This window comes from Halobaculum sp. EA56, assembly GCF_051195075.1.
Classification (GTDB): domain Archaea; phylum Halobacteriota; class Halobacteria; order Halobacteriales; family Haloferacaceae; genus Halobaculum.
In genome coordinates this window covers 1-24,717 of record NZ_JBNTJX010000004.1, presented here as the reverse complement: position 1 = coordinate 24,717, position 24,717 = coordinate 1, and the positions used below count along the sequence as shown (strand labels likewise).

Below are 24,717 nucleotides of genomic sequence, written 5' to 3'. Positions count from 1 at the left end.
GCCGGCGGCCGCCTCACTCGCCGAGGCTGGTGATGGCGCCGCAGGCGTCGCACTTCAGCACCTCCGCGCCGCTCTGTTCGACGATCCGCGTGTCCGGCAGCCCGCACTCCGAGCAGATGACGTACCCCTCGGTGTAGGACTCGACGGCGTCGGCCACGCGGCGTCGCTTGAACTCGCCGGTGAGCCGCGCCCGGCCCGACTCGTCGATCCGCGCGGCCGTCCCGAGCTCGTCCTGCAGGAACTTCAGGACGTCCGACTCGTCGCGCGCGAGCGTGTCCACCAGCGTCTGGAAGTTCTCGACGACGGTGACGTTCCCCTCCGGACGCACCTCCGGGTCGGGCACCTCGAACCGCGACCCGCGCTCGTCGATGTCCGGCGTCTCGTCGATCGCGCGGTCGAGCATCTCGTCGTACTCCATGCGCGTGTGTCAGAACTCGCGCGGCAAAAAACGTTCACGGCCGCGGTCGGTCGCGCCCGGGGGCGGACGTCGGGGCGTGCGCGCGAGGCGGGGTCTCGACCGGCGGATCGAGCGTTTCGAACCGGTTAGTCCGAAATTATCGACCGGATAGTTTCAGGCGTCCAAGGGGTAAACTCGAATTACCTAAATCCGTCGAGAATCGTGCTAACGAGACTCAAGATAAGTCTTTAACCCTCGGGTTGCAAGCCGGATTCGTCCATGAAGAAGCAGGAGCTCATCCACCTGCACGGCCTTCTCAGCGAGGTACGCAGCGAGTACGAAGCGTGGGGAGCGGAACTCGACCTCACCGAGTACCAGGACCTCGGCGTGAAACCGACATCGATCCACCGATCGAAGACGGACCACAAGGCGGCCGTGTTCAAACTGGCGTCCGGCATCACAGCATCCGCGGAGGAGGAGGAGGCGACGACCGAGACCGTCGCGGCCTCCGCCGACTGAATCCTGAGGGGTAGTCCCCGCACCGTCCACCGAAGGCGTAGCGGCCGCGCCGTCGCGCGGGACCGACACGCGAACGCCCGATAGCGGCGCCGCCGTCGACCCGGCGGCCGGTCAGCGCTCCTCCTCGACCATCTCCTCGAACTCGGGGAGGAGGCCGTCGTCGTCGGACTCCTCGTCCTCGGGCGGGAGGTCGGCTTCGTCGTCGTCGTTCCCGTCGCCGCCGTCGTCGCCGTCCCCGCGGCGGCCGTCGCCCTCCTCGATCTGTTCGACGCTGAGGACCTTCAGCGGGATGTTGCGGAGTCGCTGGCCGATCTCCTTGCGGGCGATCCTGGCGGCGTGCTCCTCCCGCTCCACGTTGAACACCGACATCTCCAGCTCCAGCGCCACGAGCGCCTCGTCGGCGGCGACGAACGCCGGGGGAAGCTCCTCCCCCTCGGGGGAGGTGCGCGTCCCCATCGAGATCTCGACGTAGTTGAGGTCCGGGTTCAGCATCTCCCCGGTCTTCGAGATCGCGATCCGGACCGCCTCGTCGGTCGTCTCGACGTCGTACACCGGCACCGCGGCCTCGACGACGACCCTACAGTCCATGGTAGATCGTACCACGAGCGCCGGCATGAAACTTCGGCCGTCGCCGCGGTGAGAAACGGTCAATAGTGGGTGGTATTACTAGGTGTTCACATGGAGTTCGACGGCTTCACCGACGCGGACGAGGCGAGGGTAACCCGTGCCATCGCGGACTCGTGGCACGGCGAGTTCATGGACGGGACGGAGACGGACGTGATCGTCGTCGGCGGCGGTCCCTCGGGGCTCACCGCCGCGACGGAGCTGGCCGAGCGCGGCGTCGACGTGACCGTGGTCGAGAAGAACAACTACCTCGGGGGCGGCTTCTGGCTCGGCGGCTTCCTGATGAACACGCTGACCGTGCGGGAGCCGGCACACCGCGTGCTCGACGAGCGAGACGTCCCCTACGAGGAGTCCGAGGAGACGCCGGGACTCCACGTCGCGTCCGCGCCGCACTGCTCGTCGGCGCTGATCGAGGCGGCGTGTTCGACCGGCGCGCGGATCCAGAACATGACGGAGTTCACGGACGCGGTCGTGCGGGAGAACCACCGCGTCGCCGGCGTCGTGATGAACTGGACGCCGGTCCACTCGCTCCCGAGGGAGCTGACCTGCGTCGACCCCGTCGCCGTCGAGTCCGACCTCGTGATCGACGCGACGGGCCACGAGGCGGTCGTGGTCTCGAAGCTCCACGAGCGGGGGGTGATCGACGCGCCCGGCATCGCGCACGCCGCGGACAACGAGACGGGGATGGACACGACCGCCGACGGCGAGTACGGCGCGCCCGGCCACGACTCGATGTGGGTCAACGACAGCGAGGACAGGGTGGTCGAGGAGACCGGCGTCGTCCACGACGGCCTGATCGCGACGGGACTGGCGACGGCGACGGCCCACGGCCTCACCCGGATGGGGCCGACGTTCGGCGCGATGCTCGTCTCCGGCAAGCGCGCCGCCGAGGTCGCGCTCGACGAACTCGGCGTCGACGCCCCGGCGGTCGAGCTGGGCGGCTCGGCGCCCGCACCCGCCGACGACTGAGCGCCCGGCTACTCCCCGCCGGCGCGCAGGTAATAGAACACGTACGTCTGGGCGTACCCCGCGTACTCGCCGCCGAAGCGCTCGCGGATCGCCCGGCTCGTCTCGGCGTAGCCGCCGGCGTCGCACTCGGGGTAGTAGTCCGCGATGGCGGTCCGGATCCAGGTGTCCAGCGGCACGGCCTCGAGGAACCCCAGCGAGAACAGCAGCACGCAGTCGGCCACCTTGTCGCCGACGCCGACGAACCGGGTGAGGTACTCGCGCGCGTCCTCGTACGCCATCCCGCGCGCGGCGGCGGGGTCGGCCTCGCCGTCGGCGACCATCCCGGCCGTCCGCCGCACGTACGGCGCGCGGTAGCCCAGCGACAGGTCGCGCAGCTCCGCCTCGGTGCGCTCGGCGAGCTGCCCGGGCGTCGGGAACGCGTGGTACGTCCGACCGTCGAACTCGACGGGGTCGCCGTAGGACTCGGCCATCCGCGTCTGCATCCCGTGGATCCGGCTCACGCGCATCTGCGCCGAGCAGATGAACGAGATCAGACACGGGAACGGCGGGTCGCGCACGAGGCGCATCCCGCGGTACTCCTCGTAGGCCCGGCGCAGGAGCGGGAGGTCGGGCGTCGCCGCCAGGATCGCGTCGAGGTCGTCGTCCAGGCGCAGCAGGTGCGTCAGGATCGGCACCGCGTCCGTCGTGGACTCCCACTCCAGGCGGCCGTCGACCTGTCGCACCCGGACGACGGCCCGCTCGTCGCTCACGCCGTCGATCGGCGGAACCACCGTCTCGTACCAGTGGTCGCCCCCGTGGGCGGCCATCCGCTCGTACATGTTCCCGTCGGCGCGGTCCCAGAGGTACGTCTGGCCGCTCTCGACGGTCGCCTGCAGGTCGAACGGCCCGACCGACTCGAGGGGGATCGCCCCGGATTCCATCGTCGGACACAGGGCCGCCACGGGGTTGCGGGTTACGGTTCCGGCGCGACGTCGTCGGGGTCGCCGGACCCCGAGCGGTCCTCGTCCGTCGGCCGCCCGTCCAGCGGCGGCAGGGTCGCGCCCGCGGCCTCGCGGTAGTCCCGCAGGACGACGAGCAGGCCGAGCCCGAGGAGTTCCCAGGCGACGACGGCCGGGACGACGCCCCCCAGCGGGTCCGACACCAGCTCGAACTCGAACACTGCAAGCGCGACCCGATGGAGCGTCAGCCCGAGGGTCGTGGCTGGGTCGCTCGCGAGCGTGACGCCGAGCAGGGTACCCGCGACCGCGAGCGCGCCCGCGAACGCGAGGCGGCCGGGGAGGCCGGCCGGTCGGACCCCGCACTCGGCCCAGAGGTCCGGCCGTCGCGAGGGCATGGCGGCGGCCGTCGCCGCGACCGCCAGGTACGACACCGCGAGGCCGGGCACGGCGACGAACAGGGCGGGGGCGACCAGATCCGCGACCGCCAGCCCGGCGGCGACGCCGTAGACGGCGACGAGCGCGATCGCCGGCGGGTCCCGGGGCCCACGGGCGAGCGGGGGATACAGCTCCGCGAACCCCGCGAGCGTGCGCGCGGCGGGGACGCCCAGCGCGACCAGCGCGGCGAGGCCGGCGACCGCGGAGACGACGACGGTCAGTGCGGTCGGGTCGGCCGGGAGGTACGCGCCGATGGCGTCGGCGGCGGGAACGTCCGCGAGGTTGAGCCGGACCCAGTTGACGACCCCGAGCGCGACGAGCGCCGTCAGCGTCACGAGCGCGGCGGCGACGCCGGCGGCGACGACCGGGGCGGATCCCGCGTCCTCCCCGTCGGACTCGCCCGACCCGGCCGACCGCTCGGCCGCCACGGCGTAGGCGGCGGCCTCGACACCGACGAACGCGAACAGCCCGACCCCGACGCCCCGGATCAGGCTCCGAACCGGCGCCCGTCGGAGCCCGGACGTCGGGTACAGCGGGTCGAAGTTGCCCGCCACGAACTCGCCGACGCCGGGGACGAACGCCGCCGAGAGGAGCGCGCCGACGCCGAGGACGACCCCCCAGGCGGGGAGCGCGGCCGCGAGGGCCGCCCGACGCGTCCCCGCGAGATGGACCGCCAGCGCGAGCAGGCAACAGCCGACCGCGAGCGCGTCGCCCACCAGCGGGGGGGCGGGGCCGGTTCCGAGCAGCGCCGCGAGCCCCGTCGGTGCCCCGAGCGTACCGGTGACGTACGCGCTGGTGCGCTCGGGCAGGGGAGCGAGGCGCCCCAGCCACTCCGCCAACAGCGCGAGCAGCGCGACGTAGCCCGCGAGCGCCCCCCACGCCGCGAGGGCACCGAGGCGGCGCGAGCCCCACACGCGGGCGACGGCGCCGTACACCGGGCCGCGCTCGCCGAACGGGCCGGCGGCGACCACGGCGAAGGCGACGGCGAGGCAGACGGCGCCGCCCCCGGCGAGGAGGTACGACAGCGGCGCCTGCGGGCCGGCGCCCTGGGCGACGCCCGAGGGAACGTACAGCAGGCCGCCGCCGAGCGTCGCCGCGAGGCCGACGCCGGCCGGCCGGGCCGTCCCGCGGACCGCCCCGAGAACCCGCCCCGTGTCCATGCCCGGAGTGTGGGACGGAGTGGCAAAAGTCCGCGGGCGGATGGACGGCGTCGGCGGGCGAGCGGGGCGGCCCTCAGCGGTTCCGTCCGACGGGGAACGCAACCCGGTCCGGGTGCTCGGTGAACTCCGCGAGCACGCGCTCGTAGAGGTCGTTGCGGACGCGGGTCGCCCGGCGGTGGTGGACGAGGTAGCGCAGGCGGAGGTCGACCCACGACTCCCGCTGGACGACGTTCACCGAGGGGCCGTCCGCGACCTCCAGTTCGACGGCCGTCTCGGCCAGCCGGTCCCGGTAGCGGCCGACGCCGTCGGCCATCTCCTCGCCGAGGTAGTCGTCGGCGACGGCGGTCATGCGCTCGCGGGCGAACGCCAGGTCCGTCTCGTAGGCGACCTGCACCGACAGCTCGTTCCAGACGTACGGGAAGCCGTCGCCCGCGAAGTTCACCACCTCAGAGGAGAGCACCTGGCTGTTGGGGACGGTGACGACCCGGCCGGACGGCTGGTTCGTGGAGACGAGCGGGCCGTTGATCTCCCACAGCGTCGTCACGAAGAAGTCCACCTCGATCACGTCGCCGCTCACCTCGCCCATCTGGACGCGGTCGCCGACGGCATACGGGCGCTTCAGCATGAGGTAGAACCACCCGACGAGCGACAGCAGAGGCTGCTGGAGCGCGAACGTGATCGCGAAGCCGACGACCCCCAGCGAGACGAGGAGGCCGACCCACTGGTCGGTGAGCACGCCGAGCACGCCCGCGAGCGCGAGCGCGCCGAAGCAGAGGCGGAGGACGTTGCGCACGTCGTGGGCGCGGCGCTTCGTCGCCCGCCGGACGGCGAGCTCGTAGACGACGAAGTACGCCCCGTTGGCCGCCAGCACCACCGCCGCGGCCAACAGCGCCGTCGCCGCCGCCGCGTCCGGTGACGTGTCGCCGAGCGCGGGCACAGCCAGGTCCGAAAGCGGCGTCGTGGCCCGCACGACGCCCGCGGCCGCGGCCGCGACGAGGGCTGCGGCCACCGACGCGTAGCCGATCGGTCGTCGCACGGGCGGACCTGTCCCCGGGGGAGCAAAACCGTTGGCATCGACGGAGGGGGACGGCCGCGGTCCGTCATAAGTTATGGGATGGTTTGCTGTCGCCACGGGATTATCAACGGTACACCTATGAGAAAGAATTATATCACCCCCATTCATAGTACGAAATGTCTATGACCGGCTACCACGACTACGTCCTCGGCCTCATTCCCGCCGCGTTGCTCGGAACCACGTTCGCGCTCGAGGGGCTGGGCTTGTCGATGCAGGCGGCCGTCCCCGTCGGCGGCGCCGTCGCGGCCGGTCTCGTCGCGCACGCGATGTTCGTCCGCGGCCCCTCCACGGACCCGATGGTCGCGGACGCGCCGGCCCGCGCCGACGGCGGCGGGAGTCCCGGCGCACCGCCCAACGCCGACTGAACGCCCTTCGGGAGCGCACCGCCCGGTCGCGTCCGTCGGCGGTCACGCCGCCGCCGTCCCGCGGCCACGCTTTTCACGTCCCCCGCCGAACCGACGGCCATGACAGAGACGCTGTTCCTTACCAGCGACGAGGTCGCCGGCCTCGCCGAGCCCGCGGAGTACGTCGACGCCGTCCGCGACGCCTACCGGCAGGTCGGCGAGGGGGCGCCGGCGGAGCCGCGGACGAAGCTCGTGAACGGCGACCCGCCGGGCTTTCTGACCAGCTACACAGCGATCCTCCCGGAGACCGGCGCGATGGGCGGGTACACCTACGCGGCCGGCTTCGGCGAGCGCGACGCGTGGTTCATGACGCCGCTGTTCGACGCGGAGTCGGGCGAGCCGCTCGCGCTCCTCGACGGCGCGTCGATGAACCCGTTCAAGACGGGCGCCGCCGGCGCCGTCGGCGTCGACGCGCTCGCCCGCGAGGACGCCACCTCGCTGGCGCTCGTCGGCTCCGGAGCGCAGGCGCGGGGGCAGCTGAAGGCGGCCGCGACCGTCCGGGACCTGGAGACGGTGTGGGTGTACTCGCCGACGAAGGAGCACCGCGAGGCGTTCGCGGGGGACATGAACCCCGAACTCGACGCCTCCGTGGCCGCCGTCGCCAGCGCGGCCGCGGCCGTCGAGGACGCCGACGTGGTGATCACGGCGACGAACGCGACCGAGCCGGTGTTCGACGGCGACCTGCTCGAACCGGGCACCCACGTCACCGCCATGGGCCAGTACGACCGGAACAAGCGGGAGCTCGACCACGCGACGATCGAGCGTGCGAAGTACGTCCCGGATCTGCGCGCCCGCGCCGCGCCCGACGGCGACGCGGGGTCGTTCATCTCCGCGCTCGAGGCCGGCGTCGTCGACGGGGACCACGTCCACGCGGAGCTGGGCGAGGTGGTCGCGGGCGTCGAGCCCGGCCGCGAGGACGACGGGGAGATCACGGTCTTCGACTCCGGGGGCACCGGCATCGAGACCACGGCCGCGGCGTACATGCTGTACGAGAAGGCCCGCGAGGCCGGGCTGGGGGAGACGATCGAGTTCGCGCCCGCCAGCGAGGCGCTCACCGGCGAGTAGGGGGAAGGCTGATACGACGGGGCGTCGGTGGCTTCGGACGTGTCCCGAGACCTCGTCGCCGCCGCCAGGGCGTCGCCGCTCGTCGCCGCCTCGGGCGCGGTCGCGCTCGTCACCCTCCTCGCTGCGACCGTCGGCGTCGTCTCCGTCGCCGGCCCGGGCGCGCCGCCGGATCCGGGCGGCCGCCGCCTCGGAACCGCGATCCTCGCGACCGTCTCCGGGGTGGGCCTCCTCTGGCTCCTGTTCGTCGCCCGCGCGACCCGCGGCGTGATCGACTACGCGGACGGGGGCGGGCGGCCGACCGGCCCGCGGTTCGCGCTCGCCCTGGTCGAGGGGACGGTCGCGCTCGCGATGGTGGTCGTCGCGAGCGCGGCCGCGTCGCTCTCGCGGGGGTCCGACGCCGGCGACGAGATCCTCGCGGTCGGACTCTACGTCGTCGCGGCCATCGGGCTCGTCCTCGCGCTCGCGTCCCTGGCGCGCGCGGCGGTCGAGCTGCTCGGGCGCGACTAGACGGCCGCTCCGGGACGGGCGCCCCGGCGCCCCTCAGTCGTCGGTCGGGGTCGCGCCGGGCTCGGGCGTCGCCGGGCCGCGCCGGCGCTCGCGGACGTGGAGCGCCGCCGCACAGAGGGTCGCGACCACGCCGCCGAGGACGACGACGCCGAAGGCGACGCGGTAGCCGGTCACGGTGTACGCACGGGCGCCGTCGACGACGCGGCCGGTCCAGTAGGCGTCGAGGACGGCGCCGAGCACCGCGGGGAAGACGGCCGCCCCGAAGTACGCCATCCCGTTGATCGTCCCCGTGGCTGCGCCGCTGTCGTCGGCGTGGCGCTCCTTGGCGACGGTGTAGGCGATGGAGGCGCCGCCGGTGATGCCCATGCCGACGAACAGGACCAGCCCCACGACCGCCAGCGGCGGCGTCACCGTGAGGAAGACGACGCCGTACGCGAGCGTGAACGCGACACAGGAGCCGAGGATCACCCCAGTCCGGCGGCCGGTGTAGTCCGAGAGCGCGCCGAAGGCGGGCGACCCGAGCGCGAAGCCGACGTTCGCGGCCAGCACCGCCGTCGACGCCGTCGACACCGGGACGTCGTACACGTGGACGATGTAGGGGACGCCCCACAGGCCGACGACGGTGAAGTTGAGCCCGAAGATCAGGAACAGCATGGTCCCCATCAGCCACGTGTCGCCGTCGCCGAGCACCCGCCGCGCGCCCGCGATCACCTCCCGGAAGGAGTCGGGGTCCTCGCCGGAGTCGGCGCCCTCGGGGCGGTCGGCGGCGTTCGCGGGGCGGTCGCGGACGAACAGGCCGACCGCGAGCGCGGCGACGGCGACGCCGCCGGCGGAGGCGTACAGCACCGCCCGCCACCCGGTCGCGCCGGCCGCGACCGCCAGCGGCGTCGTCGCGAGGATCCCCCCGATCCCGGCGGCGGCGATGGTGAAGCCGGTCATCGTCGCGAACTCCTCGGGGGCGTACCAGTTGGCACAGAACCGGAGGACCGCCACGTAGATGGCCGCCCCGCTCAGGCCCGCGAGGAAGCGCGCGGCGAAGGCCACGGGGAACGTCCCCGCGGCGGCGAAGCCGGCGACCCCGACGGCCATCCCCGCGAGGCCGACCGAGACGACCCGGCGGGGGCCGTAGCGGTCGACGAGCAGGCCCGAGGGCAACTGCGCGGCCGCGTACACGTAGAAGAACGACGAGTGCAACAGGCCCAGTTCCGCCGCCGTCGCGTCGAAGACGGCCGCCAGGTCGCCCGCGAGCACGGCCGTGGAGTTGCGGAAGAAGTTGACGAACAGGAAGCCGAACGCGAGCGTCGCCCACATCAGGTGGCGACGGTACCGGCGGGGGATCGCCATGGGTATGTGCCGTGTGTGCCACACCGCGGCTTGTAGCTTCGGACTGCGGCGAGGCCGTGCGGTCGACGCGCGATCCCGTGAGGCCGGTCGAGCGACGACCGACGCCGCCGACTCAGAGCCGTTTTCGCATCCGGACGTGCTCGATGCCGTCCTCCTCGAACGCCCCGACCTCGTCGTCGACGGCGTACCCGAGGCGCTCGTAGAAGCCGGCCGCCCGCGTCTGCGCGTGCAACACGACCGCCGGGAGGTCGCGCTCGCGGGCGCGGTCCTCGGCCGCCCGCATCGCGCGCGCCCCCCACCCCTCGCCCCGGCGGTCGCGGGCGACGGCGACGCGCTCGACCTTGGCGACCCGGCCGTCGTCGTGCGCCGCCTCCTCGCTCCCGTACGCCGCGGCGTCGACGGCGCGGAGCCGTGCCACCGCGACCGCCTCGCCCGCCGCGTCGCGCACGAGCAGGTGGTCGACCGTCGACTCCAGCGGCGCCTCGTCGTGCTCGTCGAGTTCCAGGGGCTCGGGCACGCCCTGCTCGTCGACGAACACGGCCATCCGGAGGGCGACCGCGGCCTCCCAGTCGTCCTCGTCGGCGACGAGCGTCGCGGTCCCGTCGTCGCCGTCGCCGGCGGCGTTCACGTCGTCCCCGTCCCGGTCGGCGTCGCCTCCCGACATGGTCACTGGAGCCGGTACCGCAGGAGCGCTGCGACGCCGCCCAGGTTCCGGAGCTGTTGGCCGGGCGCGAACTCCGCCGAGAAGACGACCACGTCGCCCCCCTTCTGCTCGACGGTCCCCACGAGGTCGTTCACGTCGACGTCCCAGTCGCCCTCCCCCTGGCGCTCGGCCCGGAGGCGCTCGTCGACGATGAGGAGCGTCTCGACGGCGCCGAACTCGGCGGCCTCCATCGTCTCCTCGACGCCGTAGGTCGCCTTCGCGCCGTCGGCGATGCGCTCCGTCAGCTCGTCGATCAGCTCCGCCTCGCGGGCGATGCGCGTCTCGCGCTGGACGTCGGCGACGGCGCCGCGCTTGAGCACCTCGTGGACGCCGCGGTCGCCGGCGGCGGAGGTGTCGACCACCGTGATCCGGTCGGCGAGGTCGCGGTAGTTCTCGGCGACGTACTCCCGGGCGTCGTTCTTGGTGAACCCCGGTCCCGCGAGGATCACCGCCTCCGGGTCGAGGTGCGACAGCGCCGACCCGAGCTCCTCGAACAGTTCCTCGCGGGGGCGGGCGTAGTCGCCCTTCCCGGTGGGCTTCGTGAAACTGGCGTACTCCTCGGTGCCGTACTGCTGGACGGTGTGGACGAAGGCCGCCCCCTCCTCGACGGTCGCGATGGCGACGTCCGGGGCGTCCGTCGCCTCCTCGGCCTCCTCCAGACGCTCGACCTGGTCGGGCTGGAAGCGCTTCTCGATGGTGAGGTCCGACCGCTCCTCGACGTTGATCGTGTGGTGGTGGCCGATCTCGTCCTCGCGCGAGCAGCCGACGATGACGCCGCCGACGCGCAGGCGGTTGGCGAAGCGGGCGAACTCCACGTCCTCCACCTCGATGGTGACGTGCATGTGCTCGCGCTCGCCGCCCGTGTCCCGGAGCTGGTCGTCGTCGCGGGTGACCCGCCGGGTCGTGTCCGCCTCGACCAGATCCCCGGGTTCGAGGACGTGCGAGAGGTGCCACAGGTCGTCGGTCGTCTCGGGGACGACCGTCATCCGGTCGCGGCCCTCCTCGCCGCGGCCCCGCGAGTCGATTCGCATGGCCGGACCTGCGTCGGGCGCGTACAAAGGCCCTCCGAGACGGGCGGGGAGGGCGGCGGCGCGGGGAGGAACGCGCCGTCGTCGCCGGCGGCCGTCGAACCCGGCCTACAGCGTGTCCGTCGGCGTCGCCTCCGGCTCCGACGCGGCCGTGGCCCCGTACGTCCCGGTCGCCTCGGCGAACCCGCGGCCGAAGCAGTAGTAGGTGACGACCTGCCCGTAGAACAGCGCCGGGATGCCGATCAGCACCGCCGCGAACGGCGACGCGACGGTCTGGATGACGACCCCGACGACGACGCCGAGCAGGACGCCGACGAGGTACTTCGCTGAGAGCGCGGCCTCGCGGATCGCCGACAGGTCGAACGCCGCCCCGAGGTTCCCCTCCAGCGCGAAGTTCGTCAGCCCGGCCGGGAGGACGTACCCGACCGCGACCGCGACGAGCGTCGCCAGGAGGAACAGCAGGAGCCCGACGAGCCCGAACGCCGCGAGGCCGGCGTCGCTGCCGGTCAGCCCCCCGAGCCCGGCGACGAACACCGCCAGCAGGAACGGCACCGCGGCGACGATCCCGTAGACGAACAGGACCACGATCAGCTTCAGCCCGTTGACCAGCAGCTCCCCCCAGTCCGTGAACGAGGGGGCCGCCTCGTCGCCCCCGGCCGCCGAGCGGAGCACCCGGAGGAGGTATCCCTGCAGGACGAAGGCCGGGAGGATCAGGAAACTGAACACGAGCAACAGTCCGCCGATCACGAGCGTCGCCAGCCGGTCGTCGCTGTTCAGCGGGTACCGGAGCGCGTCCTCTAACATACCCGACCGGTCAGGAGCCCGGGAGTTAACGGTTTCCACCGACCCCGCGGCTCCAGGCGGCCGCCGCCGCGACCTCCAGGTAGAACAGCCCGAAGAAGCCGACGAGCCGCGCCGGTCGCGATCCCGCCCCCGCGAGCGCGAGGCCGAACAGGACGAGGACGGCGCCGACGGTCCACGCGTAGAAGTATCGTCCCGTGGAGACGACGCGCCGGAGGCGGCCCGGCGACAGCGCCGCCCGGACCCGCGCGAGCGTCCCGGCCTCGGGGTCCGCCCGGGCGTACGCCGCGAGCACCGCCGGCAGCGGGTACACGACCGCGACCGCGAGCAGGAGCGTGACGGTCCCGCCCACGAGCGTCACGCCGTAGCCGAGCGGCGTCGTCGGGTCGATCCCGGCGCCGCCGGCGCCCCCCGAGACGGCCCCGCCGAAGGTGACGGCGAGGACGACGACGGGGACGAGCAGGAACCCGACGGCGAGGAGGCTCCCGACGAGTCCGTCCCGCAGGAGGCTCCCGGCCGAGCGGAACGAGGGGAGCCGGGACGGGTCGTCGGCGTCGCCGGCGGCACCGAGCACGCGCACCAGGTAGCCGACGACGGGCACCAGCGGGAGCACCGGGACGAACGCCGAGAGCAGGTGCAACCCCCCGCCGACGGCGAGCGCCTCGGCGGCCGCGCCCCGGTCGTCCGGGTCGCCCAGGGGGAACCGGAGCGCCTCCCGGATCACGGGTCAGTCCCCGTGGACGTCGCTCTCGCCCGGCGGGAGGAACTCCTGGATCCGGTCGGCGGAGGCGACCTTGCGCACGAACGACTGGTCCGCGAAGCGGTCCTTCAGGATCCGGTAGCACTTCATCGCGGCGTCGTTCTGCGCGAACTGTCCGGGCGTGAGCCGGACCGTCGTCTCCGCCCGCGGCTCGATGGCGCTCGGCGGCCCCCCGATCACCCGGGTCTCCGGCTCCGTCTGCACGCCGACGGCGACCTCGGCCGGCACGTCCCGGTAGTAGTCGCGCTCGCCGCGGATGACGAACCCGCCCTTCTCTATGTACTCGCCCGACTCCGGCGTCTTCGACACCTGGTCCGGGGTGACCACGTACGCGTCGCCGGCGCCGCGGCCGTCCTTCCAGACCGACGAGTAGGAGACGGCGAACCGCGCCGCCTCCTCGCGCGACGACTCCGGGATCGTCACGTCGCGGGCGGCCTCCGAGGGGTCGGTCGCCTTGATCAGCGTGACCGGGCCGCCGTGGGCCTGCGCGTGACAGAACAGGTCGTCGCCCTCCATGTAGTTCTTCACCAGCTCCTCGTTCTGGTCGGCGTTGCGCCCGCCGATGACGAGGAAGCCGTCGCTGGTCTCGAACCAACGGAAGCGGTCGTACCAGTGGTCGTGCTGTCGCACGGGGACGGAGGGCCGCGAGAGCCAGTCGACGTCCTCGGCGTCCGCACCCTCGCCGTCCTCCGGCTCCTCCTCCTCCTCGGCCGGGTCGCCGTCGGCCGCCTCCCACTCGGCCTTGCGCTCCCTGACCGCCTCCAGCTCCTCGCGGGTGTTCTCGATGGCCTCCAGGGCGCCCTCCTTCTTCCCCTCGATGCGCTTGGCCTCCTTGTAGAGGCGGTCGGCGTTCTTCTCGGGGCCGGTCGTGGCGTCGAGCGTGACGACCGTCCCGTCGAGGTCGACGTCGACGGTCGCCTCCGAGCCGTCGACGCCGCGGACCGCCTCGGCCTCGGGGATGCCTCGGTCGGCGCCCTCGAGGAACGTCTCGTCGATCTCCTCCCAGCTCCGGCCCTCCTCGCGGGCGCGCTGGATCGTCGAGAGCACGTCGGCGACGAGGTCGTAGTGGGCGTAGACGGCCTCGGCCTTCTCGCGCTCGGCCTCGGCCCGCTCCTCGAAGTCCTCGATGGCGCCCTCCTGCTGGTCGATGATCCGCTGCTTCTTGGCGATCTCCGCCTCGAAGTCCGGCGAGTCGTCCGCCTCCTCGTCCTCGGTGAGGTCGAGCCGGCGGAAGTACTCGTCCAGCGCGGCGTTGAAGTCGTCGAACGCCTCCGACTCCAGCCCCGCGCGCTCCTCCAGCGGCAGGGGGGTCACGTCGACGACCGCGCCGTCCTCCAGATACACGCGCGGGTCGAGGTCGCCCGAGCGGAGCCGCTCGCCCATCCGCCCGATGGCGTCGTAGACGGCGCGGTACTCCGCCTCGCCGGCGTCGGCGATGTCGAGCGCCTTCTCGACGCCCGCGCGGGTGCAGAACTCCTCGGCGTACAGCCCCCCCATGTTCAGCTGGGTCGCGAGCGTCCGCACCACGTCCGTGTCGGAGTCCTCCATCCGGGCGGCGAACGCCTCGAAGTCGACGTCGAAGGGGTTGATCCGCGACTGGGGGTACTCGTACTGGCTCCCCGGGGCGACCGTCCGCGACTTCAGGCGGACGGTCTCCAGGCTGCGCTGGACCTCCCCCGTCTCGTCGAGGACGGCGACGTTGCCCTCGCCGAACAGCTCGGCGACGACGCGGGTGTTCCCGTCGGGGCGCTCGAAGTCGAACGAGAGGATGCGGTCGAACTCGTACTGCTCGACGGCCGCGAGTTCGCCGCCCGCCAGCCGCGATCGGAGCGTCTTGGCGAACTCCGGGGGGCGGCCGGGCGCGTCGGGGACGTGCGCGGGGTCGGCGACGTGACACCGCTTCACGTCGCCCGTCTCGACGAGGAGCTCGACCCGGCCGCGGTCGTAGTCGCGGAGCTTGAAGCGGACGAGGTCGTCGCCGTAGAGGTAGACCTTGTCCACCTTCGCGCCCTCGTAGCGGGAGAGCTCCCCGACGAGGGCGGCGAGGTCGACGCTCGTCATCTCGGTTTTCGGGTCCATCTGGTTGCGTGTGGGTACTTGCGGCGGGTGTTTGGGCGTTGCGGGATCCGGGCCGCGCCGGCGGGCCCCGTCCCGGCCGAGTCCGACCCCGCGCCGCCGGCCGCGGCGGCCGGCCCTACTTCCGGGCCAGCACCACGCCCGTCGCCGACGCGACGAAGCCGAAGGCCGCGAGCACGGCGAACAGCGTCGGCGGGTTCGCGAACGTGAGGACCGTGCCGGCGACGGCGCCGCCGAGCGCGCCCACGCCGAACACGCCGAGGTAGGTGTACCCGTAGGAGAGCCCGCGCGTGCCGGCGGGCGTGTACTCGGCGACGGTCGCCTGGTAGAACGGCTGGACGACGAACAGCGAGACGCCGAGCACGGCGCCGAAGGCGACGAACGGCAGGAACCCGAGGCTCGCGACCGGCAGGAACAGCAGCGCGAGCACGCCCAGCACCCCGAACGCCATCGCGATGCCGCGCTCGACGGGGATCCGGTCGGTGAGCTTCCCGCCGACGTACTGGCCGACGACGCCGATCATCAGCAGGCCCGAGTAGACGTAGTTCGCCGGCGACAGCGTCCGCCCGTCGGCCCCGCCGGCGCCGACCGCGTCGGCGACCCCCGCGGGCAGCAGCGCCGTCAGCGGGACCGGGTCGAACCCCGGGAAGTCCGCGAGCAGCTCCGGCATGAACGTGAGGACGCCCCGGTAGTACAGCCCCGACATCATCACCACGAGGAAGACGAGCGCGAAGCTCCCGGTGAACAGCAGGCGCGACTCGGCGACGAACTCGCCGAGGGAGTCCACCCCGGCGGACGCCTTCGAGTCGCCGGCGTCGTCGCCGCCGTCGGTCGCGGGCTCGACGGCGGCCGTCTCGTCGAAGCTCGCGCGGACGGCGTACAGCGCCGCCAGCAGCGCCGGCACCGCGAGGACCCCGGCGACGGTCCGCCAGTCGAGGAACAGCAGCATGATCGTCGTGAGCAGCGGCCCCAGGCCGATGCCGAGGTTGCCCGCGATGCCGTGGTAGGCGAAGCCGGTGCCGCGCTTCCGGACGCCCTTGGAGAGCAGCGCCAGGCCCGCGGGGTGGTAGACGGACGCGGAGACGCCCCACACCACCATCGCGAGCGTGACCGCGACCAGCCCGGGCGCGGCCCCGAGCAGGAGGAAGGAGGCGGCCATCCCGACGAGGCAGGCGGTGATGAGCCGACGCGACCCCACGCGGTCGACGAGCACGCCGCCCGGGAGCGCGCCGAGACCGAACAGTCCGTACCCGACCGTGACGAGCAGGCCGAGCGTGGCGGAGGTGACCGCCACCTCGACGGGACCGAGCGCGACCACGTCGAACTCGGCCAGCCAGATGGGGATGAAGATGGGGACCGACAGTTCGTACGTGTGGACCATGCCGTGTGCGAGCATGGTCAGCCCGACGATGGATCGGTCGTTCCGGTTCACACTCCCAGGACTCTGCTGGCGCGTCATGTACGCGTCGGTGTCGGCACGTCCGGCCGAGGAGTCCGACGGCGCGAGCCGGGCCGTCGGCCGCCGCGGTCGTGCGGCCGGAACTCGTCCCCCCGCGGTCGGTATCGCTCCGGAGCGCAGGGGACCGCTCCGTTCGGTTTATGTGATACAGGTATCAGAAATGCGAAAACGTTATCTCCCGAACGCGAACACATCCGCTCAGGTCCGAACCGGAGGGACGATGCACTGTATCTACTGTCGCGCCCCCGTCCGCTACAACCGGGCGCTCGTGCGCGAACACGACGGCCGGACGCTCGCCGGACTGTGCGCCGACTGCGAGCGCGAGCAGTTCGGCCGGGTCCTCCGGGACGGGTACGCGGACCCCAGCGGGGCGTGTCTGTTCTGCTCGCGACCCGGCGGCCTCGCGCTCCCCGTCCACCGCATCGACCTGGGCGGGGGCCGCGACGACCGGCGCGAGACGCGGGGCTTCCCCGTGGAGTCGGGGACGCCCCGCCTGTGCGACCGGCACGCCGTCGAGGTGTTCGACCTGGACGCCGGAACGCTCAGGCCCGAGGCGACGCTCGCGACCTACGCCGTCGAGGACGACTGACCGGGCGGCGGTCGCCCCGCCGAGCGCGCGTCCGGGCCGGCGGCCACGGCGTGTGGCGCGACACGGGGCGGCCGACCGGGCGGGGGAGCCGACCGACGGGAACGAAACGACTAATCGCCCCCCATCACAACCCCGTGGTAATGAGTTCCCAGGAGTGGCCCCACGACCCCGACGGCGAGCAGGGCAGCGAGGGGCGTCGCAAGTACGGGCACGCGGTGATGGTCAAGAAGGTCGACGAGGAGGAGGACTTCCCGCTTCGCGCGGGCGACTACCGCGAGGAGTTCGGCGACCACCCCGTCCGCCTCGACGCGGACACGGTCGTCTCGGTCGAGGACGTGTTCCAGCACATCGACGACGACACCGAGTTCGAGGACATCGTCGCCTTCCACAAGGCCGTCGGGGAGGCGATGCGGGAGAACGGCCTCTGGACGTACGAGGGCGCCGAGGCGTTCACCCGGACGCGCGGGTAGCGCGGGTCGGCGGCGTCACTCGGGGGTCGGCGTCGGGTCGCGGTCGGCGGTCCGCTCGCCGCCGAGTTCGCGCTCCAGTTCCTCGCGCTCCCACGTGCGCACCCCCTCGCCCTCGACCTCGTTGCGGAGCTTCTCCTCGAGGAGGTTGATCGCCATCGAGTTCGCCCCCTCGGGGATGATCAGGTCGGCGTGTTTCTTCGTCGGCTCGATGAACTGCTCGTGCATCGGCTTCACCGTCGAGAGGTACTGGTCGATCACGCCGTCGAGGTCGCGGCCGCGGTCGATCACGTCGCGCTCGATGCGCCGGAGGATGCGCACGTCGGCGTCCGTCTCGACGTAGAGCCGCAGGTCGAGCATGTCGTTTATTTCGTCGTCGTACAGCGCGAGGATCCCCTCGACGACGATCACGTCGGTCGGTTCGACCGTCACCGTCTCGTCCTTGCGGTTGTGGATCTCGAAGTCGTACTGGGGCATCTCGACGGTGCCGCCCGACAGCAGGGTCCCGAGGTGATCGCGCAGCAGCTCCCACTCGAACGCCTCCGGGTGGTCGTAGTTCACCTCGGCCCGCTCCTCGAGGTCGAGATGCGAGAGGTCGCGGTAGTAGTTGTCCAGCGGGATGCGGGTCACCGAGTCGGCGACGCGCTCGGTGATGAGCCGCGAGACCGTCGTCTTTCCGGCGCCGGTCCCACCGGCGATGCCGACGACGAACGAGGGGTACGTCATCGACCGTTCCTCCCCCGCGCTCGTGCTTGGGCGTGTCGGTCCGCGCCGAGGGAGGCGTGCGCCGGGACGGCCACCCCTGACAGCGCCCCGGACGGACGTCGCCCCGGGACGGACACCGACGAGTCCAGTGTGAACAATACACGTTCGGTCAACTTTATAAACGGCTACGGCAATGGAGCACACATGGCACGCAATATCGATCGACGCGACGTCCTGAAGGGCGCCGGAACGGCCGGCGTCGTCGGATTGGCAGGCTGTATCACCCAGAACGGAGGCGGCGGCGGTGGCGGTGGCGGCGACGGCGGCGACACCGAAACCGAGGCGGACGACGGCGGGATGGAGACCACCGAGGAGGACGGCGGCTCCGGGTCGATGCGGACCGTCATGCACTCGGTGCTGATGCCGATCACGGGCGACCTCGGGTCGCTCGGCAAGCCCATCCGCGACGGCGGCACGCTCCCGGTGAAGCAGCTCCGGGCGGCCGGCGACATGCCCGTCGAGTTCGACCAGACCGTCGAGGACACCCAGACCGACCCGCAGGCGGGCATCCAGGCGGCGAACTCGCTCGCGAACGCCGGCTATCCCACGGTGTGTGGGCCGGCGTCCTCGGGCGTGAACCTGCAGGTCACCCGCGAGGTGTTCATCCCCAACGGGATGGTCGGCTGCTCGCCGTCCTCGACCTCGCCCAACGTGACGACGCTCGACGACAACGACCTGATCTTCCGGACGGCGCCCTCCGACGCGCTCCAGGGCCAGGTGATGGCGCAGGTCGCCGACGAGGAACTCGGCAACTCCAGCGCCGCCGTCATGTACGTGAACAACGACTACGGGCAAGCGCTGGCCGACTCCTTCGCTCAGTCCTACACCGAGAACCACTCCGGCACCGTGCAGACGCAGGTCGCCTTCACCAAGGAGAAGTCCAGCTACACCTCGGAGCTGTCGACCGCGATGAGCGGCTCCCCGCAGATGCTGGTCGTCATCGGATACCCCGCCTCCGGGATCCAGATCTTCCGAGACTACTACGCCAACTACAGCGACGACACGGACATCCTGGTGACCGACGGCCTCGTCGACTCCACGCTGCCCGACGAGGTCGGCAACGACATGTCCAACGTGTACGCGACGACGCCGCAGGCGACCGGTCCCGGACAGGAGGAGTTCGCCCAGCTGTACGAGGAGGAGTACGGCCGCGCCCCCGGCGTGTTCAACGCCCACGCGTACGACGCCTCCGCCGTCTGCCTGCTCGCGAACGTCAAGGCCGGCGAGAACGACGGCAACGTCATCAAGGAGGAGATGCGCGCGGTCGCCAACCCCACCGACGGCGGCACCGAGATCACCCCCGGGAACCTCCCGGAGGGACTCCGGATGGTCGCGAACGGCGAGGACGTCTACTACTCCGGGGCGTCCTCCTCGGTGAACTTCGACGAGAACGGCGACATGACGGCCGTCACGTACGCGTTCCTCCGGTTCAACACCGACGCCGAGGGGAACATCGAGACGATCAGCACGATCGACTTCCAGGCCTGAGCGGCCGGGCGGAGCCCGTCCGGTCTCGCCTTTTTCGGTCGCGTCCACGCGGTTCACAGTCGTCGGCACGTCCGGCGACCGCCTCCCCCTCCGTCCCGCGGCCCGTCGCAGCTCGCCTCGACCGCCGCGACCCACGCATTTAGGCTCTCCCCGGCCACAGTCGGTGGCATGCATGTACTCAGGAACGGCACGGTCGTCGACGCCGAGGGAACGCGGGAGGCCGACGTGGCGATCGAGGACGGCGAGATCGTCGCCGTCGGCGACGTCGGTCGGGGCGACTCCGAGACCGACGCGAGCGGACGGTACGTCGCTCCCGGGCTGATCGACGCGCACGTCCACCTGATGATGGACGGCCGCCCCGACGTGGCGACCGCCCAGGACGAGAGCGCGTTCGACCACGCCTACATCGCGGCCGCGAACCTCCGCGAGGCCGTCGAGGCCGGCGTGACGACCGTACGCGACCTGGGCGCGAACGGGTCGCTCGCGATCGACGCCGGCCGGGCGGTCGAGGAGGGCCGGATCGTCGGGCCCCGCGTGCTCGCCGCCGGCGAGAACGTGGTGATGACCGGCGGACACGGCCACTGGTTCGGCCGGGAGGCCGACGGCCCCGACGAGGTCCGGCGGGCCGCGCGCGAACAGCTCAAACGCGGCGCCGACGTGGTCAAGTGCATGGCCACCGGCGGCGTCCTCACCGAGGGCGCACAGACCGGCGCCCCGGAGCTCACCCCGGAGGAGCTGGAGGCGCTCGTCGACGCCGCGAGCGCGAAGGGCGTGCCGACCGCGGCCCACGCCCACGGCAAGGAGGGGCTGCTCAACGCCGTCGACGCCGGGATAACGAGCATCGAACACGGGACGTTCATGGACCGGGAGGCCGCCGAGGCGATGGCCGCCGAGGGGACCTACTGGGTGCCCACGGCGTCGGCGCTGAAGAACATCGTCGAGAACCCCGACGCGGGGATCCCCGAGTCGGCGATGGCGAAGGCCGAGGACGCCGCCGAGGCGTTCGCCTCCTCGTTCGACCACGCCGAGGCCGCCGGCGTGAAGGTCGCGATGGGCACCGACGCGGGCACGCCGTTCAACTACTTCCGGAACATCGCCGACGAGCTCGCGTACATGGCGGAGTTCGGCATGAGCCCGGAGGCGGCGCTGGAGGCCGCGACGGCGACCGCCGCGGAGCTGTGCGGGCTCGACGACGTGGGGTACGTCGCCGAGGGGTACCGGGCGGACCTGGTCGTCCTCGAGGGGAACCCCGCGGAGGACGCCGACGCGTGGGCGGACCCGGCGGCCGTGTTCGCCGACGGCGAGCGGGTCGCCTGAGCCGCGGGCGCGTCCGGCGGTTCCCGCCGGGCCGGATCGGGGCATGGATTTTTACTGATCAAGCGTTTGGGTCCGCTCGATGCCGGAGTGCACCAACTGTGGTGGGTTCGTGACGGAGCGGTACGTGCGGGTGTTCGCGCCGGACGGGCGTGAGAACGTCCGGGTCTGCCCCAACTGCGAGGACAAGCTCCGCGACGGCGCCGACGTGCGGGAGGCCCGCTCGAAGCGGAGCTGACGACGCCGATCCGAACGACGCCGATCCGACTCGACGACCGAAGCCGGTATCGCCGCGGTCGACGCCCCCGCGTCGGTTCGCTCGCCGCCCTCCGAAGAACTACCTTCCGACCCACGCAAGCCGTGGGCATGGCTATCGACCGATCCGGGGAGTCGCTCGCCGACCTCGCCGCCGCGCTCCGCGCCGGCGAGCGCGACCCCGCCGCCTACGCCGACACCGTCCGCGACCGCATCGACGACCGCGACCGACGCGTGCGCGCGTGGGTAGACGGGGGCAAGCCCCGGGGCTGGCTCCGCGAGGAGGCGGCCGAGCTCGCGAGACGACACGCCGGCGGCGACGCGGACGGCGACGGGACGGCCGACGCCGCGGACGGCGACCACGAAGCGGGCGGGAACCGACCGCCGCTGTTCGGCGTCCCGGTGGGCGTGAAGGACATCTTTCACGTGGACGGGCTGGCGACGCGCGCCGGTTCCGACCTCCCGCCGGACGTCCTCGCGGGGCCGGAGTCGACGGCCGTCCGGCGCCTCCGGGAGGCGGGCGCGCTCGTGGCGGGCAAGACGCACACGGCGGAGTTCGCCTACTTCTCGCCGCCGCCGACGCGCAACCCTCACGACCTCGATCACACGCCCGGCGGCTCCTCCAGCGGGTCGGCCGCGGCGGTCGCGAGCGGGACGGCGCCGCTGGCGCTGGGCACCCAGACAGTCGGGTCGGTGATCCGCCCGGCCGCCTTCTGCGGCGTCGTCGGCTTCAAGCCGACCCGCGGCCGGATCCCGACCGACGGGGTGATCCCGCTGTCGTCGTCCGTCGACCACGTGGGCCTGTTCACTCGCGACGTCGCGGGCGCGGAACTGGCGGCGTCGGTCCTGCTCGACGGGTGGACCGACGACGACGCCGACTGCGCCGATGCGGCGGCCGACGCGACGGGGCCCGAGGACGCCGCCCGTCCGACGCTCGGTGTCCCCGACGGCCCCTACCTTGAGCAGACCTCGCTCGCGGGGCGCGGGGCGTTCGCGGACGCCCTCGACGCGCTCGCGGGCGCGGGGTACGACCTCGTTCGCGTCGAGGCGTTTCCCGACATCGAGGCGGTGAACCGCCGGCACGACGCGCTCGTCGCCGCGGAGGCCGCGCTCGCCCACGGCGACTGGTACGACGCCTACCCCGAGCGCTACGCCGAGGAGACCGCCGCGCTCGTCGAGGAGGGCCGCGAATCGCCCGTCTCGACGCTCGTCCGCGGACGTCGCGGTCGGGGCGCCCTCCGGCGCTCGCTCGCCGCCACGGCCGCCGAGTACGGTATCGACGCCTGGGTCGCCCCCGCCGCCCCCGGGCCCGCGCCCGAGGGGATCGACGACACCGGCGACCCCGTGATGAACCTCCCGTGGACCCACGCCGGCCTCCCGACCGTCGCCCTCCCGGCGGGGCGGGCGCACGGCCTCCCGGTCGGCGTCCAGGTCGCCGGGGCGTTCGGCGCCGACGAGCGACTGCTCGCGTGGGCCGGGCCGCTCTCGGAGGCCGTACGCGACGCCGCCTGATCGTCGGGGGAGCGAGGGCACCGGCGGGACTACCCGGCACGGCAGATCCCCACACGGCGGCCCCGAACCGACACCGTTTTACTGTCCACTGGCCTACGCATGGATGCGTCGCGACGACGTCTCACCGCGCTCCGGTGGTGTAGTCCGGCCAATCATATTGCCCTCTCACGGCAATGACCAGGGTTCAAATCCCTGCCGGAGCACTTCTCGCGACGACCCTCGGCCCGTAGCCACCGCTTTCCTCCGCGTATCGCCGGACGCCGGCGTGGTACCGTCGCCCTCCTCAACTTCACACGACCCTACCGACCGTACGCGTGTGAGAACTAACCGGCTGGCCGGAGTCGGCCACCCGCACCGATGATTCCAGCTCCCGCGACCGCAGGCGTGCTCTCGGCGACCGGCATCGCGCTCCCGCTGCAGTTCTTCTCGGGGGAGTTCCTCCAGTACGCCGTCGTGTTCTTCGTTCTGGCGCTCGTCGCCGCCGTCCTCGGCGCCCGCGGCGTCGCCGGCGTGAGCATGACCATCGCGAAGTGGTTCGTCATCATCTTCATTGTGCTCGCGATCATCTCGCTGGTCCTGTAGCCGCGCTCGCGGGAGCGCCGGGGTACCCCGGCGCGACCCGGTCGGCCGGGCGGGCCCGCCCATGGGGCGTCCCTCGGCGGTACCGTTACTATCGGTCCGTCCCGTGACCCGTGCACACATGGTTCACGGCACGGGGAACCCCGGACCCGAACGGGTCGCCGAACTCGTCGGCGGCGACGAGCCGCCGGTCCCGATCGGGTTCGACGAGCTGCGGGCGGCGGCGATGGAGGCGATGGACGAGACCGCGGGGGCGTACGTCCCCGGCGGCGCCGGCTCCGAGGACACCGTCTCGCGGAACCGGTCGGCGTTCGACCGCTGGCGGATCGTCCCGCGGATGCTGCGGGGGGTCGCCGACCGCGACCTCACGGTCGAGCTCTTCGGCCGGTCGCAACCCCCGGTCGCGCTCGCGCCGATCGGCGCCCAGGACGCGATCCACGACGGGGGCGAGCTCGCGACCGCCCGCGGGGCACGCGAGGCGGGCGTGCCGATGTGCCTGTCGACCGTCTCCGGTGCGCCGATGGAGGAGGTCGCCGAGGAACTGGGGTCGACGCCGAAGTGGTTCCAGCTCTATTGGTCCTCCGAGCCGAGCGTCACGGCGTCGCTGCTCGACCGCGCGGCCGACGCCGGCTTCGACGCCGTCGTCCTCACCGTCGACACGCCGACGCTCGGCTGGCGCGAGCGCGTGCTCTCGGCCGGCGCGACGCCGTTCCAGGACGCCCACGGGATGGGGACGTACTTCTCGGACCCGGCGTTCCGCGACCTGCTCGACGCCCCGCCCGAGGAGGACCCCGACGCCGCGATCGAGCGGTTCAGCGAGGTGTTCGGCGACCCGTCGCTCACCTGGGACGACGTGGAGGCGGTCTGCGCCGAGGTCGACCTGCCGGTCGTCGTGAAGGGGGTGCTCCACCCCGACGACGCGCGCGAGGCGGTCGACCGCGGCGCGGCCGGGGTGAGCGTCTCGACGCACGGCGGCCGACAGGTCGACGGATCGGTGGCGGCGGTCGAGGCGCTCCCGGCCGTCGTGGACGCCGTCGGGTCGGACGCGACGGTGCTGCTGGACTCGGGGATCAGGCGCGGGAGCGACGTCTTCCGGGCGCTCGCGCTCGGTGCCGACGCGGTCATGGTCGGCCGCCCGTACGCGTACGGCCTCGCGGCCGGCGGCGCCGCGGGCGTGTGCTCGGTGTGTGCGAACCTCCTCGCGAGCCTCGACCTGATCGCCGGCCTGTGCGGCCGCCGGTCCGTGAGCGAGATCGGACGGGACGCGGTCGTCCACGAGCGACAGCTCGGGCCGGACGGACGGTGGCCCGCGAGCGGGTGAGGAGGGACGGGGCCCGCTATCGAGGCCCGCCGGGGGACGGGCGCGGCTTCCGGGGCCCGGTCACGGCTTCGGGGTCGCGACCGGCGCCGCCGCTGTCGGGCGGTGTTCGTGGGCGACGCGCGACTGCGTCGCCCTGTGTATATGAAAACAGCCCACCGGCGTG

The 24,717-nt window shown here is 72.8% G+C and carries 26 protein-coding genes and 1 tRNA gene; 14 read left to right on the top strand and 13 right to left on the bottom strand.

The features are described 5' to 3' along the window. Nucleotides 1–13: 13 nt before the first annotated feature. Nucleotides 14–418, bottom strand: coding sequence for a translation initiation factor IF-2 subunit beta (locus ACQUQ1_RS07950; protein WP_435063747.1), 405 nt, complete (start codon nucleotides 416–418; stop codon nucleotides 14–16). A 258-nt stretch (nucleotides 419–676) separates the two neighbouring features. Here ACQUQ1_RS07950 and ACQUQ1_RS07945 point away from each other — a divergent pair, with 258 nt between their 5' ends. Beyond that, entirely contained in the window at nucleotides 677–916 is a 240-nt protein-coding gene (locus tag ACQUQ1_RS07945; protein WP_435063746.1) for a UPF0058 family protein, read from the top strand. Nucleotides 917–1,027: 111 nt separating this feature from the next. Here ACQUQ1_RS07945 and ACQUQ1_RS07940 read toward each other — a convergent pair whose 3' ends face one another. Further along, nucleotides 1,028–1,504, bottom strand: a complete 477-nt coding sequence (locus ACQUQ1_RS07940) for a DUF555 domain-containing protein (protein ID WP_435063745.1) — start codon at nucleotides 1,502–1,504, stop codon at nucleotides 1,028–1,030. Nucleotides 1,505–1,594: 90 nt separating this feature from the next. On the opposite strand from ACQUQ1_RS07940, the gene ACQUQ1_RS07935 reads away from it, so the two are divergent. After that, nucleotides 1,595–2,509 (top strand): sulfide-dependent adenosine diphosphate thiazole synthase, encoded by a 915-nt coding sequence (locus ACQUQ1_RS07935; RefSeq protein WP_435063744.1) that lies wholly within the window; start codon nucleotides 1,595–1,597, stop codon nucleotides 2,507–2,509. 8 nt (nucleotides 2,510–2,517) lie between these two features. On the opposite strand, the gene ACQUQ1_RS07930 is transcribed toward ACQUQ1_RS07935, so the two are convergent. From ACQUQ1_RS07930 to ACQUQ1_RS07920, 3 genes are all read right to left on the bottom strand, one after another. Beyond that, entirely contained in the window at nucleotides 2,518–3,429 is a 912-nt protein-coding gene (locus tag ACQUQ1_RS07930; RefSeq protein WP_435063743.1) for a DNA-3-methyladenine glycosylase family protein, read from the bottom strand. 32 nt (nucleotides 3,430–3,461) lie between these two features. Then, nucleotides 3,462–5,042, bottom strand: a complete 1,581-nt coding sequence (locus ACQUQ1_RS07925; protein ID WP_435063742.1) for a hypothetical protein — start codon at nucleotides 5,040–5,042, stop codon at nucleotides 3,462–3,464. Nucleotides 5,043–5,115: 73 nt separating this feature from the next. Next, complete coding sequence (locus ACQUQ1_RS07920; protein WP_435063741.1) at nucleotides 5,116–6,078, bottom strand: mechanosensitive ion channel family protein; 963 nt, start codon at nucleotides 6,076–6,078, stop codon at nucleotides 5,116–5,118. Nucleotides 6,079–6,239: 161 nt separating this feature from the next. Here ACQUQ1_RS07920 and ACQUQ1_RS07915 point away from each other — a divergent pair, with 161 nt between their 5' ends. The 3 genes from ACQUQ1_RS07915 to ACQUQ1_RS07905 all read left to right on the top strand — a co-directional run bounded on the left by ACQUQ1_RS07915 (nucleotide 6,240) and on the right by ACQUQ1_RS07905 (nucleotide 8,093). Next, nucleotides 6,240–6,482: a hypothetical protein gene (locus ACQUQ1_RS07915; RefSeq protein ID WP_435063740.1), complete on the top strand. Its 243-nt coding sequence runs from the start codon at nucleotides 6,240–6,242 to the stop codon at nucleotides 6,480–6,482. A gap of 99 nt (nucleotides 6,483–6,581) precedes the next feature. Further along, nucleotides 6,582–7,586, top strand: a complete 1,005-nt coding sequence (locus ACQUQ1_RS07910; RefSeq protein ID WP_435063739.1) for an ornithine cyclodeaminase family protein — start codon at nucleotides 6,582–6,584, stop codon at nucleotides 7,584–7,586. A 39-nt stretch (nucleotides 7,587–7,625) separates the two neighbouring features. Further along, nucleotides 7,626–8,093, top strand: coding sequence for a hypothetical protein (locus ACQUQ1_RS07905; protein ID WP_435063738.1), 468 nt, complete (start codon nucleotides 7,626–7,628; stop codon nucleotides 8,091–8,093). Between the two features lie 33 nt (nucleotides 8,094–8,126). On the opposite strand, the gene ACQUQ1_RS07900 is transcribed toward ACQUQ1_RS07905, so the two are convergent. From ACQUQ1_RS07900 to ACQUQ1_RS07870, 7 genes are all read right to left on the bottom strand, one after another. Continuing rightward, the gene (locus ACQUQ1_RS07900) at nucleotides 8,127–9,437 is read right to left on the bottom strand and encodes an MFS transporter (RefSeq protein WP_435063737.1); all 1,311 of its coding nucleotides are present in this window, start codon (nucleotides 9,435–9,437) and stop codon (nucleotides 8,127–8,129) included. 112 nt (nucleotides 9,438–9,549) lie between these two features. Further along, complete coding sequence (locus ACQUQ1_RS07895) at nucleotides 9,550–10,101, bottom strand: GNAT family N-acetyltransferase (RefSeq protein ID WP_435064119.1); 552 nt, start codon at nucleotides 10,099–10,101, stop codon at nucleotides 9,550–9,552. 2 nt (nucleotides 10,102–10,103) lie between these two features. Next, complete coding sequence (locus ACQUQ1_RS07890) at nucleotides 10,104–11,171, bottom strand: mRNA surveillance protein pelota (protein ID WP_435063736.1); 1,068 nt, start codon at nucleotides 11,169–11,171, stop codon at nucleotides 10,104–10,106. Between the two features lie 105 nt (nucleotides 11,172–11,276). Next, nucleotides 11,277–11,972: a DUF4013 domain-containing protein gene (locus tag ACQUQ1_RS07885; protein WP_435063735.1), complete on the bottom strand. Its 696-nt coding sequence runs from the start codon at nucleotides 11,970–11,972 to the stop codon at nucleotides 11,277–11,279. Nucleotides 11,973–11,997: 25 nt separating this feature from the next. Beyond that, nucleotides 11,998–12,693: a DUF4013 domain-containing protein gene (locus ACQUQ1_RS07880; protein WP_435063734.1), complete on the bottom strand. Its 696-nt coding sequence runs from the start codon at nucleotides 12,691–12,693 to the stop codon at nucleotides 11,998–12,000. Nucleotides 12,694–12,696: 3 nt separating this feature from the next. Beyond that, on the bottom strand, nucleotides 12,697–14,808 hold the full coding sequence (gene rqcH, locus ACQUQ1_RS07875; RefSeq protein ID WP_435063733.1) for a ribosome rescue protein RqcH: 2,112 nt from the start codon (nucleotides 14,806–14,808) through the stop codon (nucleotides 12,697–12,699). A gap of 115 nt (nucleotides 14,809–14,923) precedes the next feature. Then, the gene (locus tag ACQUQ1_RS07870) at nucleotides 14,924–16,264 is read right to left on the bottom strand and encodes an MFS transporter (RefSeq protein ID WP_435063732.1); all 1,341 of its coding nucleotides are present in this window, start codon (nucleotides 16,262–16,264) and stop codon (nucleotides 14,924–14,926) included. Between the two features lie 220 nt (nucleotides 16,265–16,484). Here ACQUQ1_RS07870 and ACQUQ1_RS07865 point away from each other — a divergent pair, with 220 nt between their 5' ends. Together ACQUQ1_RS07865 and ACQUQ1_RS07860 are read left to right on the top strand one after the other, a co-directional pair. Next, on the top strand, nucleotides 16,485–16,853 hold the full coding sequence (locus ACQUQ1_RS07865; RefSeq protein WP_435063731.1) for a hypothetical protein: 369 nt from the start codon (nucleotides 16,485–16,487) through the stop codon (nucleotides 16,851–16,853). A 140-nt stretch (nucleotides 16,854–16,993) separates the two neighbouring features. Continuing rightward, the gene (locus ACQUQ1_RS07860) at nucleotides 16,994–17,323 is read left to right on the top strand and encodes a DUF5785 family protein (protein ID WP_435063730.1); all 330 of its coding nucleotides are present in this window, start codon (nucleotides 16,994–16,996) and stop codon (nucleotides 17,321–17,323) included. A gap of 15 nt (nucleotides 17,324–17,338) precedes the next feature. On the opposite strand, the gene udk is transcribed toward ACQUQ1_RS07860, so the two are convergent. Further along, nucleotides 17,339–18,046: a uridine kinase gene (gene udk / locus ACQUQ1_RS07855; protein WP_435063729.1), complete on the bottom strand. Its 708-nt coding sequence runs from the start codon at nucleotides 18,044–18,046 to the stop codon at nucleotides 17,339–17,341. Nucleotides 18,047–18,229: 183 nt separating this feature from the next. On the opposite strand from udk, the gene ACQUQ1_RS07850 reads away from it, so the two are divergent. From ACQUQ1_RS07850 to ACQUQ1_RS07820, 7 genes are all read left to right on the top strand, one after another. Next, the gene (locus ACQUQ1_RS07850) at nucleotides 18,230–19,573 is read left to right on the top strand and encodes an ABC transporter substrate-binding protein (RefSeq protein WP_435063728.1); all 1,344 of its coding nucleotides are present in this window, start codon (nucleotides 18,230–18,232) and stop codon (nucleotides 19,571–19,573) included. A 168-nt stretch (nucleotides 19,574–19,741) separates the two neighbouring features. Continuing rightward, on the top strand, nucleotides 19,742–20,890 hold the full coding sequence (locus ACQUQ1_RS07845; protein ID WP_435063727.1) for an amidohydrolase family protein: 1,149 nt from the start codon (nucleotides 19,742–19,744) through the stop codon (nucleotides 20,888–20,890). Nucleotides 20,891–20,969: 79 nt separating this feature from the next. Further along, entirely contained in the window at nucleotides 20,970–21,125 is a 156-nt protein-coding gene (locus tag ACQUQ1_RS07840) for a DUF7563 family protein (protein ID WP_435063726.1), read from the top strand. 128 nt (nucleotides 21,126–21,253) lie between these two features. Continuing rightward, on the top strand, nucleotides 21,254–22,654 hold the full coding sequence (locus tag ACQUQ1_RS07835) for an amidase family protein (protein WP_435063725.1): 1,401 nt from the start codon (nucleotides 21,254–21,256) through the stop codon (nucleotides 22,652–22,654). 128 nt (nucleotides 22,655–22,782) lie between these two features. Further along, nucleotides 22,783–22,857 (top strand) — tRNA-Glu (locus ACQUQ1_RS07830). Nucleotides 22,858–23,011: 154 nt separating this feature from the next. Beyond that, on the top strand, nucleotides 23,012–23,236 hold the full coding sequence (locus ACQUQ1_RS07825; protein ID WP_435063724.1) for a DUF1328 domain-containing protein: 225 nt from the start codon (nucleotides 23,012–23,014) through the stop codon (nucleotides 23,234–23,236). 118 nt (nucleotides 23,237–23,354) lie between these two features. Beyond that, nucleotides 23,355–24,554 (top strand): alpha-hydroxy-acid oxidizing protein, encoded by a 1,200-nt coding sequence (locus ACQUQ1_RS07820; protein WP_435063723.1) that lies wholly within the window; start codon nucleotides 23,355–23,357, stop codon nucleotides 24,552–24,554. Nucleotides 24,555–24,717 lie beyond the last annotated feature (163 nt).

What these genes read in the sequence shown, in the direction of transcription:
- ACQUQ1_RS07885 (WP_435063735.1), bottom strand. Translation starts at nt 11,972, where the DNA reads ATGTTAGAGGACGCGCTCCGGTACCCGCTGAACAGCGACGACCGGCTG.
- ACQUQ1_RS07835 (WP_435063725.1), top strand. Translation starts at nt 21,254, where the DNA reads ATGGCTATCGACCGATCCGGGGAGTCGCTCGCCGACCTCGCCGCCGCG.
- rqcH (WP_435063733.1), bottom strand. Translation starts at nt 14,808, where the DNA reads ATGGACCCGAAAACCGAGATGACGAGCGTCGACCTCGCCGCCCTCGTC.
- ACQUQ1_RS07825 (WP_435063724.1), top strand. Translation starts at nt 23,012, where the DNA reads ATGATTCCAGCTCCCGCGACCGCAGGCGTGCTCTCGGCGACCGGCATC.
- ACQUQ1_RS07910 (WP_435063739.1), top strand. Translation starts at nt 6,582, where the DNA reads ATGACAGAGACGCTGTTCCTTACCAGCGACGAGGTCGCCGGCCTCGCC.
- ACQUQ1_RS07890 (WP_435063736.1), bottom strand. Translation starts at nt 11,171, where the DNA reads ATGCGAATCGACTCGCGGGGCCGCGGCGAGGAGGGCCGCGACCGGATG.
- ACQUQ1_RS07870 (WP_435063732.1), bottom strand. Translation starts at nt 16,264, where the DNA reads ATGACGCGCCAGCAGAGTCCTGGGAGTGTGAACCGGAACGACCGATCC.
- ACQUQ1_RS07935 (WP_435063744.1), top strand. Translation starts at nt 1,595, where the DNA reads ATGGAGTTCGACGGCTTCACCGACGCGGACGAGGCGAGGGTAACCCGT.
- ACQUQ1_RS07940 (WP_435063745.1), bottom strand. Translation starts at nt 1,504, where the DNA reads ATGGACTGTAGGGTCGTCGTCGAGGCCGCGGTGCCGGTGTACGACGTC.
- ACQUQ1_RS07900 (WP_435063737.1), bottom strand. Translation starts at nt 9,437, where the DNA reads ATGGCGATCCCCCGCCGGTACCGTCGCCACCTGATGTGGGCGACGCTC.
- ACQUQ1_RS07850 (WP_435063728.1), top strand. Translation starts at nt 18,230, where the DNA reads ATGGCACGCAATATCGATCGACGCGACGTCCTGAAGGGCGCCGGAACG.
- udk (WP_435063729.1), bottom strand. Translation starts at nt 18,046, where the DNA reads ATGACGTACCCCTCGTTCGTCGTCGGCATCGCCGGTGGGACCGGCGCC.
- ACQUQ1_RS07945 (WP_435063746.1), top strand. Translation starts at nt 677, where the DNA reads ATGAAGAAGCAGGAGCTCATCCACCTGCACGGCCTTCTCAGCGAGGTA.
- ACQUQ1_RS07895 (WP_435064119.1), bottom strand. Translation starts at nt 10,101, where the DNA reads ATGTCGGGAGGCGACGCCGACCGGGACGGGGACGACGTGAACGCCGCC.
- ACQUQ1_RS07930 (WP_435063743.1), bottom strand. Translation starts at nt 3,429, where the DNA reads ATGGAATCCGGGGCGATCCCCCTCGAGTCGGTCGGGCCGTTCGACCTG.
- ACQUQ1_RS07860 (WP_435063730.1), top strand. Translation starts at nt 16,994, where the DNA reads ATGAGTTCCCAGGAGTGGCCCCACGACCCCGACGGCGAGCAGGGCAGC.
- ACQUQ1_RS07915 (WP_435063740.1), top strand. Translation starts at nt 6,240, where the DNA reads ATGACCGGCTACCACGACTACGTCCTCGGCCTCATTCCCGCCGCGTTG.
- ACQUQ1_RS07845 (WP_435063727.1), top strand. Translation starts at nt 19,742, where the DNA reads ATGCATGTACTCAGGAACGGCACGGTCGTCGACGCCGAGGGAACGCGG.
- ACQUQ1_RS07925 (WP_435063742.1), bottom strand. Translation starts at nt 5,042, where the DNA reads ATGGACACGGGGCGGGTTCTCGGGGCGGTCCGCGGGACGGCCCGGCCG.
- ACQUQ1_RS07840 (WP_435063726.1), top strand. Translation starts at nt 20,970, where the DNA reads ATGCCGGAGTGCACCAACTGTGGTGGGTTCGTGACGGAGCGGTACGTG.
- ACQUQ1_RS07865 (WP_435063731.1), top strand. Translation starts at nt 16,485, where the DNA reads ATGCACTGTATCTACTGTCGCGCCCCCGTCCGCTACAACCGGGCGCTC.
- ACQUQ1_RS07950 (WP_435063747.1), bottom strand. Translation starts at nt 418, where the DNA reads ATGGAGTACGACGAGATGCTCGACCGCGCGATCGACGAGACGCCGGAC.
- ACQUQ1_RS07820 (WP_435063723.1), top strand. Translation starts at nt 23,355, where the DNA reads ATGGTTCACGGCACGGGGAACCCCGGACCCGAACGGGTCGCCGAACTC.